Source organism: Idiomarina sp. (genome assembly GCF_048265525.1).
Lineage (GTDB): Bacteria > Pseudomonadota > Gammaproteobacteria > Enterobacterales > Alteromonadaceae > Idiomarina.
Genome location: NZ_JBLXBI010000001.1, coordinates 279,250 through 293,606, shown reverse-complemented (window position 1 = coordinate 293,606; position 14,357 = coordinate 279,250). Strand labels below are relative to the sequence as shown.

Below are 14,357 nucleotides of genomic sequence, written 5' to 3'. Positions count from 1 at the left end.
TATGTTGTGCCTGACATGAAACTTTTCGCCGGCAACGCCACTCCTGAGCTAGCCCAGAAAATCGCCGATCGCCTTTATATCAAACTTGGTGAAGCTTCCGTTGGTCGCTTTAGTGACGGCGAAATTAGCGTCGCCATCAATGAAAACGTCCGCGGTTCCGACGTCTTTATTCTTCAATCTACTTGCGCCCCGACCAATGACAATTTAATGGAACTCATTGTTATGGTGGACGCATTACGTCGTGCGTCTGCTGGTCGTATTACTGCAGTGATGCCTTATTTTGGTTACGCTCGTCAGGATCGCCGGGTTCGTTCAGCTCGTGTTCCTATTACTGCTAAAGTTGTTGCCGATTTCTTATCCAGTGTGGGTGTTGACCGTGTACTGACTGTCGACTTACACGCAGAGCAAATCCAGGGCTTTTTTGACGTACCTGTCGATAACGTTTTTGGTACTCCGGTATTGCTAGAACACATGCGTCAGCAAAACTTCGACCATCCGGTTGTGGTCTCTCCTGATATTGGTGGTGTTGTACGTGCCCGAGCTTTTGCCAAGCTTATGGACGACACCGATTTAGCCATCATTGATAAGCGCCGTCCGTCAGCCAACGTATCGCAGGTTATGCACATAATTGGTGATGTTAAAGGCCGTGACTGCATTATTGTCGATGACATGATTGATACTGGCGGAACGCTTTGCAAAGCCGCAGAAGCACTGAAGTCTCACGGTGCAAAGCGTGTGTTTGCTTACGCTACCCACCCGGTATTTTCCGGTAATGCGGTGCAGAACATTAAAGACTCTGAAATTGACGAATTTATCGTTACCGACAGTGTTCCGCTGAGCGATGCGATGAAAGCCACAGGTAAAGTTACTCAGTTAACCTTGTCCGGTATGCTTTCAGAAGCACTGCGCCGCGTCAGTAATGAAGAATCTATTTCAGCAATGTTCGATTACTGATTGTTGTAATTATTCCTGCCCAGTGCTAGTATTGCGCGCCCTTAGAAACCGGCCTTGTTGTCGGTTTCTAAGTTTCTGGGTCAGCTCTTGGTCGCGAGTGCTGACAAATAAAAACTTTAAACATTGAGAGGCCAAATCATGGCTGAATTAGATTTTAACATCCAAGCTACTGTCCGCACGGACAAAGGGAAAGGTGCGAGCCGCCGCCTGCGTCATGAGGACAAAGTACCAGCGATTTTATACGGTGGTCAGGGCGAGCCAATCGCATTAGCGTTAGACCACAACAAAGTGAATAACATGGCCGACTACGAAGCCTTTTATTCGCACATTTTGACGCTGGAGTTTGATGGTAAGAAACATCAGGCAATTCTGAAAGACATGCAGCGCCACCCGTATAAGCCTAAACTGACTCACCTGGATTTCCAGCGTGTAGAAAAAGGCCACAAGCTTCACACTAACTTACCTCTGCACTTCTTAAATGAAACAACTGCGAAGGGCGTTAAAGAAGAAGGCGGTGTTGTTGTTCACCACGTTAATGACGTGGAAATTACTGTATTACCGAAAGACTTACCAGAATATCTGGAAGTTGATATTGCTGAACTCAGCGTTGGTGACACCATTCACCTGACTGACTTAAAACTGCCTAAAGGCGTTGAGTTAGTTGAACTGACTAAAGGTGATGACCACGACCAGGCGGTTGTGTCTATTACTGCTCCTCGCGTCGAGAAAGAAGAGACCGAAGAAGATACAGTAGCACCTGGTGACGTTCCTGCTGAAAACAGCAAAGACGCTGACGAAGAATAAGTCAGTCTCCTGTTATGGGAACTGAAGTGAAACTACTTGTGGGCCTGGGAAATCCGGGCCCCGAGTATGAACGAACTCGCCACAACGCTGGTTTCTGGTTAGTCGATGACTTTTGCAGACGCCACGCGATTACGCTCTCCCCTGATGCAAAAAGCAAAGCTCTGATTGGACGCTGGCAACAAGGCGCTCATGACCTGCGCATTGTATTACCACAAAATTTTATGAACCGTAGTGGCTTCTCTGTTGCGGCTCTGGCTAACTTTTATAAAATACCGGCTAACGAAATTTTAGTGGCATACGATGAGCTCGATTTACCACCCGGCGTTGCTAAATTTAAAAAAGGTGGAGGTGCCGGCGGGCATAACGGAATTAAAGACATTATTGCTCAGACAGGCAGCCAGGACTTTATGCGGTTACGCATTGGTATTGGCCACCCGGGCGATAAAACAAAGGTTACTGGCTTTGTCTTAGGCAAAGCTTCAGCAAATGAACAGCGGCTTATTGATGACTGTATCGATGAAGCCAGCCGCAGTATCGACACATTAATGGCGGAAGGCTGGGGAACTGCGTTGCAGCGCCTGCATAGCTACCGCCCTGAACAGAAAGGCTAAACTCTCATGGGATTTCGATGTGGTATCGTTGGTTTACCTAACGTAGGTAAATCCACTCTCTTCAACGCACTGACCAAAGCAGGCATTGAAGCTGCAAACTTTCCATTTTGTACCATCGAACCAAACACTGGCGTTGTGCCTGTTCCTGATCCTCGTCTTGATAAGCTAGCCGCTATTGTTAACCCTGAACGCGTTATTCCAACAACCATGGAATTTGTGGATATCGCCGGATTAGTTAAAGGAGCTTCAAAAGGCGAAGGCTTAGGTAACCAGTTTTTAGCAAACATTCGTGAAACTGACGCTATTGGCCATGTTGTTCGCTGTTTTGAAGACGACAACATCGTGCATGTCAGCGGTGGTATCGACCCTGCCGATGACATTGACACTATTAACACCGAGCTGGCATTGGCCGATTTAGATTCGGTTGATAAGTCTCTATACCGTTTAAGTAAAAAAGCGAAAGGTGGGGATTCACAAGCTAAAGCCGAAATCGCCGTGCTGGAAAAGCTGAAACCGGCATTGGACGAAGGCAAAATGGCTCGTTCTGTTGAGCTAAGCAAAGATGAGCGTGCCACTATTCGTTCATACAACTTGCTGACTTTAAAGCCGACTATGTACATTGCTAATGTCAACGAAGACGGCTTTGAAAATAACCCTCATCTTGACAAAGTTCGTGAAATTGCCGCAACCGAGAATGCGGTAGTCGTTCCGGTATGTGCCGCTATTGAATCGGAAATTGCCGAGCTGGACGAAGCCGATAAAGAAGAGTTCTTGAGCGAGCTGGGTCAGGACGAACCCGGTCTGAACCGCGTTATTCGTGGCGGCTATGAACTACTAAACCTGCACACTTACTTCACTGCTGGCGTAAAAGAAGTTCGCGCCTGGACTGTTAAAGTGGGTTCAACTGCACCGCAGGCTGCCGGACGCATTCATACTGACTTTGAAAAAGGCTTTATTCGTGCCGAAATCGTTGGTTATGACGACTATATAGCCAACAACGGTGAACAAGGTGCAAAAGATGCCGGTAAATGGCGTCTGGAAGGGAAAGAGTACATTGTGAAAGACGGCGATGTCATTCACTTCCGTTTTAACGTTTAAATAGCAATTAGTGGCTCGCTCTCAGCGAGCCATTTTTTCACCCATTACTCTTCAACGATATCGCTATGCATTGGCGCCAGCACGCCCAATAACTGATTCTGCGCTGAAACCGGAACATCCTCTTTTTCCATTGCGGCAATCAAGTGTTCGACTAAAGCGTTAAAATCCGCATTGTCGACTCCCATATTACGATGGGAAGTTTTCATATCCTCGCCGCTGTAATCACAAGGACCACCACTTAAGTCACACACTTGTTCACTGATGAGCTTATGCACGCGCATAATATCAACACCATCAAAATGATGCGCAATACGATCATCACCACCCACTCGATAAAGCATTTCTTCGACAATAGTCTCTATGCCCTGCTGCTCACCCAGTTGCTGATACAAACTCTGAGCAAAAATCAGCGGCGAGAAAAACAGTACCGCCAATAACAAAACGATTTTCATAATCTCTCCTTAAAAGGCCGCCTGAACCGATAAATACCAGCCAGTTTGATCATCCAGTCCCGCAATCGAGCCCAGATCAGTGTAGGCTCCAACAACCGATACATGTTTATTCGGGAAATAAGCAACAAAAAGATCTTTCCAATCCTGCTCTTGAGCAAAACTTAAGTTGTCTGGTTTCTGTCGGTACTCAACGCCTACAGCCCAATAACGATTAATAAACGCAGCTATGGAAGCTTCAGCCAGCCACTCGCGGCCATCTTCTTTATCGCCGCCAAAGCCCAGTAAGCCCAATTGGTTAGCTTTACTTGAACGCAATGTCAGATTGGCAACCCAGGTACGGTGGAAAGGCCCGTCTAGCCAGGCTTTTGCCGCACTGACATACCAGTCGGTGCTACTGTCATCCTGAGAGCCTACCGCCGCTGGCAACTCATAATCGTTGTTCTTCTTGTGTTGTAAACCCAGGCTTATTTGCGGTAGGTCACCATAAATTAGATCGCCAGCTAAACGTACTTTTGCACCAACAATGCTTTGGCTCAATTCGCCGCCAATAGTGGAGAGATCAAAGGTTTGTTCAGCATACGAAAGCTCAATACGGTTGTTCCAGCTCAAACTGGCGCCCTGAACACTTAAGCGAAAATCATCAACTGAAACTTCACTTAAGTTAACCGTCGCGCCAAACTGACCTTCACCGGCATAACTGCTTAACGTAGCCCAGGGCACGATGCCTCCACCACCAGAGCCTTCAAGACTACTGGTGCCACCGGTTGCCAGTAGCCGGGCTCCCTGCTCTGCGGCTGCAGGAGGGCTTAAAGCTAAAGCACAGGTCAGCAAAAACCCGCCGCCATATAAACACCTATTCATCATTCGTTATCATCCATTGGTTTCATGGTTATTTAAGTACTCTATAAAGCCTGAAATCGGTAAGGGCTTACTAAAGAAATAGCCTTGCAGCTCATCGCAATGCATCGACTGCAACACTCTCCAGCTGTCCTCATTTTCCACACCTTCGGCAACGACACGAAGGCCTAACTCGTGAGCTAAGTGTATGGTTGAACGAACAATAGACTTGTCCTTAGACTCTTCGCTCAAATGCTGTACAAAGGCCCTGTCTACTTTCAACTCCTCTACCGGTAAACGCCGCAATTGCGCCAATGAGGAGTGCCCGGTACCGTAGTCATCAATTGATATTGAAAACCCAAGACGCTTCAATGTTTCCAGCCGGGCAATGGCTTTATCGGGGTCTTTCATTACTGCACTTTCTGTAATTTCCAGTACCAGTAACTTCGGTAATTCAGGAAAATCAATAATGAGTTGTTCAAACAGCAAAGGTAAGGCGTCGCTCAATAAGTCGACTGTCGACAAATTGATGCTCAGTTTTAGAGTCCGCCCCTGCTCATGCCAGCTCTGAAGCAGCTTGGTCGACTCTCTGCACACCCAGTTGGTCAACTCTGTAATGGCTCCGGATTGCTCTGCTAACGGAATAAATTCATCCGGTCCGACAAATCCAAGCTTATCACTTTGCCACCTCAACAATACCTCAGCCCCCACGACTGATCCCGTCTGGCAATTAATTTTAGGTTGCAGTACAAGATGTAGCTCCTGATCCGCTACCGCACCTTTAAGTGACTCTATAATTTGCAGGCGCCGCATGTATTGTTCGTCCAACCCACTTTTATATTCAACATAAAAGCTCTTCTGGAGTTTGGATTGCTGAACACTCACTTGCGCGCGGCGAATAAGTGAATCGACTTCATTGCCCTGCTCAGGAAAATAAACAACACCGATATTAAAGGCCAGACGATAATCACTGTCGCCAACTTTAAAGGGCGTATCAAGGAAAGAGTGAAGCTCTTTAATTTTACCATCGAGGTCGAATGTGGGTTTATCAGAAGCGTATAGAACTGCAAATTCGTCACCGCCAATTCGAGCCAATAACTCAGCATTGTCACAACACCACTTCAGCCGAACGGATAACTGACGCAGGATGTCATCACCAATTTCCTGACCCACACTGTCATTGAGAACTCTGAATTGATGAATATTCAACAATAAAAGACACCCGGAGCTGGTCTTCTCGTCTAACAGGCACTGCAACTGCTCACGAAAAAATGAGCGATTCGGTAAATCGGTTAAATGGTCATGAGATGCCTGATAAGAAATTCTTTTTTCACGTTCGGAAATGGCCTTGCGCATGCTGCCAAAGGTATTGGCCAGCTCTCCGAACTCATCGTCGTTCAGCGACAACTCGGATTCGCTGTAGTCGCCTTGCTGTAATTTCCTAGCCGCTCCCGATAACTGCTGTAACGGACGAGAAACCCCTCGGGCTATAATCGCCGCTAAAAGCATCGCTATAACCAGAGCGACAATTGCAATTAAAGCAATTTGCCAATGCAGCCGTGTGAACTCGGCGGCCGCCGTTTCAAGTGACGTTGTCAATGCCACATGAACGGCGTCATCGGAACCGGCATCAAGCACCACTTCGCTCCCCGCCAGTTCCTGGTTTAACAGCCAGTTATCAAGAGTATGACCGTCTTTGTTCAGGGCTTTTGCAAACGAGGACACTTGTCGGGCCTCCAGACTGGAAGCAATGACTTTTCCTGAGTTCTCCAGCCACAGGGTGATATCGGCATTAGCCAGGTTTTTTAATTCTTCTGCTAAACCCGAATCCACTTCAAAACCCAGGGTTGCCCAGGCAATAAGATTAGGCGCATTAACCGGTACCGTAACCAGTTGAAACAGTTCTCCTTCGACAACCGCCAGTTCGCTGTTTGAGCCCGCCCCACTATGGTTAATGCGTAGCTGATCAAAAGCATGAGATGATGCAATTTCTTCACCTTCGGGAGTTTGCAGCACCATCAACTCGGCTTCAATACGCTCGCCGTAGTTGACCAAAGCTGACACTATGGTTTCCCGATCTTTTGAAGCCACCGCGCGTTTAAACCCAAAATCATCGGTAAGAACTTCTGCCGCTTGCAACAACTGATCGCTGCGACTATCCAGAAGCTCCCGAAAAACTCTTTCACTGACACTAAGCTCACGCTCAATGGAGCGATCTAACTGATTCTCTGTAGCGATCCAAACTGCAGCCAAAGCAACCAACAAAGCGCCAGCTACAAGTCCTGCAAGGATGAGAATTAAACGGGTTCTGAACCGTGTTATCATCAATTCCCTCTGCGATTAAATCGCTGTTCCAGACGCGATGGCTCTTTATCTTCCTGCATCGGAGGTGATACTTGCACCTGCCCGGTCAGCTTCCCTGAGTCTGAGGTTAATTGCACGTTCTGTGCTTTAGACAGTTCGTCCCCCATCCAATAGTGCCACACCCTGACTTCGGCGGGAGTTTCACTTTCTTGCAGATTGAGCTCAACAATACCTTGGTCATTCGTTACAACAATATCGTATTCGTCACTTACCAGCACGTAGGCAACCATCTGATCGTGGATATTACAGCCCAGAGTCACTATGCCAGCTTTATCAAAATTAACGCTTGGCTTTTCTTTATCTGAATAGAGTTTTAACTCAAAATTCTTAGCCTCAGAGAAAGAGTAAACATGATGTCGAATGTTATCGCTATTAGGAAACACAACGTCGGTGCCCGGCTGTACTGCGCTAACCGTGGGAGTGAACTGCTTATCCACCTGGTCAACCACGGCCTGCTTCGAAGAGACTTTCGCAGGCGCGCTTCTACTTTCAATTAATAGTGCCGCGTTTGCCAACGGCTGACCATCTGCGGCCAAAATCTCAACCCGTACGGTATCTGCAACCACGCTTTGAACCGCAACTACCATGAAAAAAACACCAACAAAAAATCGCTTCACACAGGATCCTCCACAAAATCACCTTTAGGCACGCGCACATCAGTCAACCGTAACCGAAAAAACGAAACTGCGCTATGATTGGAGTACGTATTAATGATCCACTATGGTTCATTATTGGTACTTGAAATACTCAGTGTCGACATACGAATTTCGACACTAAGCTTTTACTATTAGCTTATGACAGGAGGGATATTCATGAGTCAGGATTATCGCACAGAGAAAGACAGTATGGGCGAGGTCAAAGTCCCCCAAAAAGCACTTTATGCCGCACAAACACAGCGTGCCGTTGATAACTTTTCCATCAGCGGGTTAACTTTACCCACTCAACTGATACAAGCCATCGCAATGGTTAAGGCCAGTGCGGCCGGAGCAAACGCTAAAATAGGTCAGTTAGAAAAGGAACAGGCTGACGCCATTATTAAAGCGGCTAAAGAAATCATTAACGGTCAACACTTAGAGCACTTCCCTATTGATGTATTTCAAACCGGTTCAGGCACCAGTTCCAATATGAATGTGAACGAGGTTATTGCCAGTTTAGCTAAACAAAACGGTGTTGAAATTCACCCTAATGACCATGTGAACCAAAGCCAGTCGAGCAACGATGTTATACCTACCGCCATTCAGGTAGCGAGTGTGCTGGCTGTAGAGAAACAGTTAGCACCGGCTTTAAAAGCCCTTATTGATACCATTCGCAATAAAGCCATTGAGCTGCGTAATGTGGTAAAAACCGGCAGAACCCATTTAATGGATGCCATGCCAATGACCATGGCACAAGAACTTGAAGCCTGGGCGGGTCAGTTGGAAATTACCGCTGAACAACTTCCACAGTTATTGCAACGCAGCCGAGTTCTTCCGCAGGGCGGTACAGCAATAGGCACAGGAATAAATGCCCCTAAAGAATTCGCAGCTGAGTTTGCCGAGCAGTTGACTCAGCTTAGCGGCAGTGACTTTAAACACTCAGCCAACCCTTTTACGGGTATTGCCGGACAGGAAATCAATTTACAACTCTCCGCACAACTGAATACGCTGGCGACTACCTTACTCAAAGTCAGTAACGACTTACGCTGGATGAACAGTGGACCACTGGCGGGCTTAGGCGAAATTCAGCTAACCGCATTACAACCCGGAAGCAGTATTATGCCGGGTAAAGTGAACCCGGTCATTCCGGAAGCTGTAGCTATGGTTGCCGCTCAGGTAAATGGTAATCACACCACAATTACGACCGCAGCCCAACAAGGCAACTTCCAGCTAAACGTTATGCTGCCAGTTATTGGTTACAACTTACTACAGTCCATTAATATACTCAGTAACAGTTGTGACGCTCTGGCAACTAAAGCCATTGCCGACTTCGAGGTCAATGAAGAGCGGCTGCAACAAGCTTTAGCGAAAAACCCTATTCTGGTAACAGCTCTTAACCCGGTCATTGGCTACAATAAAGCCGCCGAAATTGCCAAAGTAGCGTACAAAGACGGACGAGCCATTATCGATGTCGCTGATGAGATGACCGACTTAGGTCGTGACCGGCTTGAGCAGTTGCTGGACCCGAAAAAACTAACTAAAGGTGGCGTTAGCGAATAACGCCTCTGGTATTTGGAGTACAAAATGAGTCAACAACAGGTTTTAATTACCGGTGCTAACCGGGGCATTGGCTACGAATTTGCCCGACAGTATGCCGAACAAGGCCACAAAGTTATCGCCGTTTGCCGCAACAATTCAAAGCAATTAACAGAGCTGGACGTTGAAATTATTGAGGGCATTGATGTCACCAAAGCCTCCGATTTACTACGTCTTTCTGAGACCATCGGCGATAAAAAGATTGATATCTTAATTAATAACGCCGGGCTTCTGCATAAAGACGTATTAGGTGAAATTGACGCTGGTAATATACGGGCTCAGTTTGAAGTTAACGCGTTAGCGCCATTAAGAGTCACCGAAGCGCTGCTGAAGAACTTAAAGAAAGGCAGCAAGGTTGCCTTAATTACCAGCCGCATGGGTTCTATTGCAGATAATGGTTCAGGCAGCCGCTACGGGTATAGAATGTCAAAGGCGGCATTGAATGCTGCCGGAAAATCCCTTGCGCTTGACTTAAAAGAACAAGGAATTCCTGTGGTATTACTCCATCCGGGTTTTGTACAAACCGATATGGTGAATCATGCTGGCGATATTCCTGCAGAAACTGCAGCGGAACGCTTAATGCAACGTATTGAGGAATTAAGCTTAAGCACCACCGGACAGTTTTTCCATAGTAACGGAGAAAGCCTGCCCTGGTGATTTGCTGCCTTTTTAAGCAAATCACTGTTTTTTTGCTCAAACGCGCCCGTTAATATCGTTTTTTCTCAAAAATAGGTTGACGGGCTGCGGAGCGATTTGCATAATACGCGCCGCACTCACAGAGAGCGGTAAGTAAAAAGGTATGGCTACGTAGCTCAGCTGGTTAGAGCACAGCACTCATAATGCTGGGGTCGCAAGTTCGAATCTCGCCGTAGCCACCAACCTTTAACTGATTATGATGCGGACGTGGTGGAATTGGTAGACACGCTGGATTTAGGTTCCAGTGCCTCACGGCGTGAGAGTTCAAGTCTCTCCGTCCGCACCAACTCTCAGAGCAGCTAAAATTGGGGCATAGCCAAGCGGTAAGGCAGCGGGTTTTGATCCCGCGATTCCCAGGTTCGATCCCTGGTGCCCCAGCCATTAGTTGTTTCCAAAAGTGATTGCCATCTTAGTAGGATGGGGCATAGCCAAGCGGTAAGGCAGCGGGTTTTGATCCCGCGATTCCCAGGTTCGATCCCTGGTGCCCCAGCCATACTAACTACTGTTGCGGTGGTGGCGGAATTGGTAGACGCGCTAGCTTCAGGTGCTAGTGTCCGTAAGGACGTGGGGGTTCAAGTCCCCCCCTCCGCACCACATTACTCGAGTGTCGTTCTGCTCAAGTAAGAGTGGAAAAACAGAAAGGCCACCTTAAGGTGGTTTTTTTGTGCCTGTTACTCGCCCACAGCCTGCTTTAACAACCAACGCTTAACCCACGGCATAGCCGCTACTTTCAAGGATGCTGCGGTTGCAAACTGCATAACGGGATTACGACTGCGCCAACCAAACTGTATGGCATCCATCATCCGCATCATTTTCGCATTTTCGCCTTGCCGGGTCTTTTCGTACTTATCCAAAGCTACGCTTGGAGTATTTTCCTGTAGTACCTCAACCAGACAGCGAACATCGGCAAACCCCAGGTTAACGCCCTGCCCGGCCATTGGGTGAATACTGTGAGCAGCATCGCCTAATAAAACAATAGAGTCTTCTTTAACGTAGTGTGCAGCATGTTTTCTCTGCAGCGCAAAACTGGCACTTTTAAGCACTCGGAAATTACCGATATGGGGAGAAAAAGTCTCACGCAAATAAGCTTCAAGGCCCGCCTTGTCTTTCTGCAGGGAATTGATGTTGTCACGTAAGCCGTAGTCTATAAGACAAGCTTGTTGTTCGGTCAGCGGTAGCAAAGCATAAGGCCCCTGCGGGCGAAAAACTTCCCAGGTTTCGGGTTCTATTGGCTTTTCCAGACTGACATTAGCTAATAAACAACGTTGGTCATAATCCCAGCCTCGATAATGAAAACCGGCAAGCTGCGCCACTTTAGAATTGGCTCCGTCACAGCCCAACAACAGATCATAGCTGAGCGTATCTCCCTGACTTACAACCACCGTTTTTGTTCCAGCATTGAATTTATCGAGCGTGTCGCCTATTCGTAATTCGACGTTTTTAAGAGTGCGCAATTTTGTCCACAGAGCCAGCTGCAAAGCATTATTTTCTACCATAACGCCCAGTTTGGATAAGCCCGCTTCACTCGCCTGAAAGCTCAGATTATGACCACTTAGCGATGTCACGCTTAGTTTCTGATAGTCAAAGACTCGCTGCTGACGCACACAAACACCTATGCCTAAACCCAGCAACCATTCCCAATTGCTGTTATTCACAGACGATATACGTAAATCCCAATCAGGATCTGTACTGCAACCTTCTCCTGGAGGAAATGGTTCAAGTAAGGTCACATTTGCACCTTGCTGCGCTAATGCTAGTGCGGCCGCAGCGCCGACCATTCCGCCGCCATTTATTAATACTGATAGCTGTTTCATGTACCGCGCCCTCACTCCTTACATTCCTGCTAGCCCTTATAAATAACACATCTCGTTGTGAATTTCCGTTATCATAGTCAATAAGACGATGTTCAGAGTGTTTTTTATGCAGGCCAGGGAAAGTTCACAAAAAGCGGTCATTATTGCTTCTTTGCTTATTTTAAGTGCCGAAGCCAGTTTTGCAGGCGTCAGTGCCCTGGTTAAATACATCAGTCAGGATCAACCTTTCGAGCAATTGGTCTTTTTTCGTAACCTGATGGCCTTTCTCGTTCTGCTTCCCTGGTTATGGCGAAAAGGTCTTGGCAACTTAAAAACAGAACGCCTGAAACTGCACCTTATTCGTGGTGCTGCGGGCATTGCCGCTATGTACTTGTTTTTCTACGCTATTGCGACAATTCCGCTGGCGCAGGCTACTCTAGTTCTATTGCTGTCCCCCTTTTTAATTCCAGTTATTGGCTGGCTTTGGCTACGCGACTATGTGGCTAAACAAACCTGGCTGGCTATTGGGCTGGGTTTTATTGGTGTCTTTATTTTTCTCGACCCTATGAACAGCGAGCTTTCACCTGTCATCGGGTTAGCCTTTTTAGCCGCAGCATTAGCAGCCTTCACCAAAACTGTTATTCGCCGTATGTCGGACACCGAATCAACAAGTAAAATCGTATTCTATTTTTCTACTCTGGCCACCATTGCTTCGGGGCTTCCTTTGCTGTGGTTGTGGCAGCCTATTCCAACGCAACACTGGCTGGGTGTTATCGTTATGGGCTTGCTGGCAGTTTATGGGCAATTGGCTATGACCAAAGCATTTTCTATAGCTCCGCCGGCAAAGGTTGGGGTGTTTACTTATAGTTCGGTTTTGTTCGCCGCTTTACTCGGCTACTGGTTATTTGGAGAGGAACTTGCCTGGCACATGCTGTGGGGCGCGTTAATCATTGTTGTTGCAGGCTATTTTGCCATACGAACACGGCGCAAAAGTTAATCATTTCAAACTTGGCAATCTGCTCCAATACGCGATAAAATAAGCGCCTTATACGAAATCCATCAACCATCGAGTGGTCATGAGTAAGAAGTTATATATCAAAACCTGGGGTTGCCAGATGAACGAGTACGATTCCACCAAAATGGCGGAATTGCTCCACTCAACCCACGGCTACGATGTTGCCGAAGAAGCCGAAGATGCCGATCTCATTCTTTTGAACACCTGTTCCATCCGCGAAAAAGCGCAGGAAAAGGTTTTTCACCAGTTAGGTCGCTGGAAAAACCTGAAAAAGAACAATCCGAATTTATTGATTGGTGTTGGTGGCTGCGTTGCTTCTCAGGAAGGCAATGAAATACGCGCCCGCGCGCCTTTTGTCGATATTATCTTTGGCCCTCAAACCTTGCACCGATTACCGGAAATGGTGAATCAGGTCAGCGAGACTCATGCGCCTATGGTTGACGTCTCTTTTCCTGAAATTGAAAAGTTTGACCGTTTAGCCGAACCTAAAGCAGACGGTGCCAGTGCTTTTGTCTCTATCATGGAAGGCTGCAGCAAGTATTGCTCATTCTGTGTTGTTCCCTACACTCGTGGTGAAGAAGTCAGTCGCCCAGTTGATGATGTCATTTATGAAATTGCACAACTGGCGGAACAAGGCGTCCGTGAAGTAAACCTGTTAGGACAAAACGTTAACGCCTATCGCGGTGAGCATTACGACGGCGAAGTGTGCCGCTTTGCTGAATTGCTGCACATGGTTGCGGCAATTGATGGGATTGATCGCATCCGCTATACCACATCGCATCCGGTTGAATTTACAGACGACATTACCGAAGCCTATAAAACCATTCCGGAGCTGGTCAGCCATTTACACTTACCAGTACAAAGTGGTTCAGACCGTATATTGACCATGATGAAGCGTGGTCACACGGCGTTGGAATACAAATCGAAAATTCGCGCCTTGAAAAAAGCGCGTCCTGATATCGCCATGTCATCCGATTTTATCATCGGTTTCCCCGGCGAAAGCGATGCCGATTTTGAAGCAACCATGGATCTTATCCAGAGCATTGACTTCGACATGAGCTTCAGCTTTATTTATAGTGCTCGCCCGGGAACGCCAGCGGCTGATTTACCTGACGACATTAGTGAAGAAACCAAGAAAAAGCGGCTGCAGCTATTACAGCAACGTTTGAACCAGCAGTCTATGGCGCACGCTCGTCGTATGCTGGAAACGGAGCAACGCATATTGGTTACCGGACCATCGAAAAAGAATCCGATGGAGCTTACCGGACGCACTGAAAACAATCGGGTTGTAAATTTTGTTGGTCAACCCCATATGATTGGACAGTTCGTTGATGTACGTATTACCGAAGTTCTTCCTAACTCGCTACGCGGTGAGTTAATTCGGGAAGAAGCCGATATGGGGCTTCGTGTAGATACGGCACCAGAAATTATTTTGCAAAGAGGAAAATCGAGCGAGCCGGATGAATTAGGCGTTGTTCGAATGCCTCGACAAGCCAGTTAAG

13 protein-coding genes and 5 tRNA genes are annotated in these 14,357 nt (G+C 47.3%); 13 read left to right on the top strand and 5 right to left on the bottom strand.

Annotated features, from left to right (window positions below; genetic code table 11):
• Nucleotides 1-6: 6 nt before the first annotated feature.
• The 4 genes from ACN0TF_RS01360 to ychF all read left to right on the top strand — a co-directional run bounded on the left by ACN0TF_RS01360 (nt 7) and on the right by ychF (nt 3,467).
• The gene (locus ACN0TF_RS01360) at nt 7-954 is read left to right on the top strand and encodes a ribose-phosphate pyrophosphokinase (RefSeq protein WP_016341307.1); all 948 of its coding nucleotides are present in this window, start codon (nt 7-9) and stop codon (nt 952-954) included.
• Between the two features lie 138 nt (nt 955-1,092).
• Entirely contained in the window at nt 1,093-1,758 is a 666-nt protein-coding gene (locus ACN0TF_RS01355) for a 50S ribosomal protein L25/general stress protein Ctc (RefSeq protein WP_417440450.1), read from the top strand.
• A gap of 14 nt (nt 1,759-1,772) precedes the next feature.
• Nucleotides 1,773-2,369: an aminoacyl-tRNA hydrolase gene (gene pth / locus ACN0TF_RS01350; RefSeq protein WP_034820237.1), complete on the top strand. Its 597-nt coding sequence runs from the start codon at nt 1,773-1,775 to the stop codon at nt 2,367-2,369.
• Between the two features lie 6 nt (nt 2,370-2,375).
• The gene (gene ychF, locus ACN0TF_RS01345; protein WP_253619648.1) at nt 2,376-3,467 is read left to right on the top strand and encodes a redox-regulated ATPase YchF; all 1,092 of its coding nucleotides are present in this window, start codon (nt 2,376-2,378) and stop codon (nt 3,465-3,467) included.
• Nucleotides 3,468-3,511: 44 nt separating this feature from the next.
• Here the strand turns inward: ychF and ACN0TF_RS01340 are convergent, their stop codons facing one another.
• From ACN0TF_RS01340 to ACN0TF_RS01325, 4 genes are read right to left on the bottom strand one after another with little or no spacing between them, the layout of a single operon-like run.
• Nucleotides 3,512-3,919, bottom strand: coding sequence for a group I truncated hemoglobin (locus tag ACN0TF_RS01340; RefSeq protein ID WP_417440449.1), 408 nt, complete (start codon nt 3,917-3,919; stop codon nt 3,512-3,514).
• 9 nt (nt 3,920-3,928) lie between these two features.
• Nucleotides 3,929-4,783, bottom strand: coding sequence for a DUF3034 family protein (locus ACN0TF_RS01335; RefSeq protein ID WP_417440448.1), 855 nt, complete (start codon nt 4,781-4,783; stop codon nt 3,929-3,931).
• Nucleotides 4,784-4,789: 6 nt separating this feature from the next.
• A complete protein-coding gene (locus tag ACN0TF_RS01330; RefSeq protein WP_417440447.1) occupies nt 4,790-7,081 on the bottom strand; it encodes an EAL domain-containing protein in 2,292 nt (763 codons plus the stop codon).
• Nucleotides 7,081-7,737 (bottom strand): methylamine utilization protein, encoded by a 657-nt coding sequence (locus tag ACN0TF_RS01325; RefSeq protein ID WP_417440446.1) that lies wholly within the window; start codon nt 7,735-7,737, stop codon nt 7,081-7,083. Before ACN0TF_RS01325 ends, ACN0TF_RS01330 begins: the two co-directional genes overlap by 1 nt.
• A gap of 195 nt (nt 7,738-7,932) precedes the next feature.
• On the opposite strand from ACN0TF_RS01325, the gene ACN0TF_RS01320 reads away from it, so the two are divergent.
• The 7 genes from ACN0TF_RS01320 to ACN0TF_RS01290 all read left to right on the top strand — a co-directional run bounded on the left by ACN0TF_RS01320 (nt 7,933) and on the right by ACN0TF_RS01290 (nt 10,641).
• Complete coding sequence (locus tag ACN0TF_RS01320; RefSeq protein ID WP_417440445.1) at nt 7,933-9,315, top strand: class II fumarate hydratase; 1,383 nt, start codon at nt 7,933-7,935, stop codon at nt 9,313-9,315.
• A 24-nt stretch (nt 9,316-9,339) separates the two neighbouring features.
• Nucleotides 9,340-10,008 carry an SDR family oxidoreductase gene (locus ACN0TF_RS01315; RefSeq protein WP_417440444.1) on the top strand — a complete coding sequence of 223 codons (669 nt, stop codon included), beginning with the start codon at nt 9,340-9,342 and terminating at the stop codon, nt 10,006-10,008.
• Between the two features lie 144 nt (nt 10,009-10,152).
• Nucleotides 10,153-10,229 (top strand) — tRNA-Met (locus tag ACN0TF_RS01310).
• A gap of 19 nt (nt 10,230-10,248) precedes the next feature.
• A tRNA-Leu gene (locus ACN0TF_RS01305) sits at nt 10,249-10,333 on the top strand.
• A gap of 20 nt (nt 10,334-10,353) precedes the next feature.
• Nucleotides 10,354-10,428 (top strand) — tRNA-Gln (locus ACN0TF_RS01300).
• Between the two features lie 37 nt (nt 10,429-10,465).
• Nucleotides 10,466-10,540 (top strand) — tRNA-Gln (locus ACN0TF_RS01295).
• 14 nt (nt 10,541-10,554) lie between these two features.
• Nucleotides 10,555-10,641: transfer RNA gene (locus ACN0TF_RS01290), tRNA-Leu, on the top strand.
• A gap of 77 nt (nt 10,642-10,718) precedes the next feature.
• Here ACN0TF_RS01290 and ACN0TF_RS01285 read toward each other — a convergent pair.
• Complete coding sequence (locus tag ACN0TF_RS01285; RefSeq protein ID WP_417440443.1) at nt 10,719-11,861, bottom strand: FAD-dependent oxidoreductase; 1,143 nt, start codon at nt 11,859-11,861, stop codon at nt 10,719-10,721.
• 106 nt (nt 11,862-11,967) lie between these two features.
• Between ACN0TF_RS01285 and ACN0TF_RS01280 the strand changes: the two genes are divergently transcribed.
• The gene (locus ACN0TF_RS01280; protein WP_417440442.1) at nt 11,968-12,837 is read left to right on the top strand and encodes a DMT family transporter; all 870 of its coding nucleotides are present in this window, start codon (nt 11,968-11,970) and stop codon (nt 12,835-12,837) included.
• A 79-nt stretch (nt 12,838-12,916) separates the two neighbouring features.
• The gene (miaB, locus tag ACN0TF_RS01275; protein ID WP_417440441.1) at nt 12,917-14,356 is read left to right on the top strand and encodes a tRNA (N6-isopentenyl adenosine(37)-C2)-methylthiotransferase MiaB; all 1,440 of its coding nucleotides are present in this window, start codon (nt 12,917-12,919) and stop codon (nt 14,354-14,356) included.
• Nucleotide 14,357: the final 1 nt, after the last annotated feature.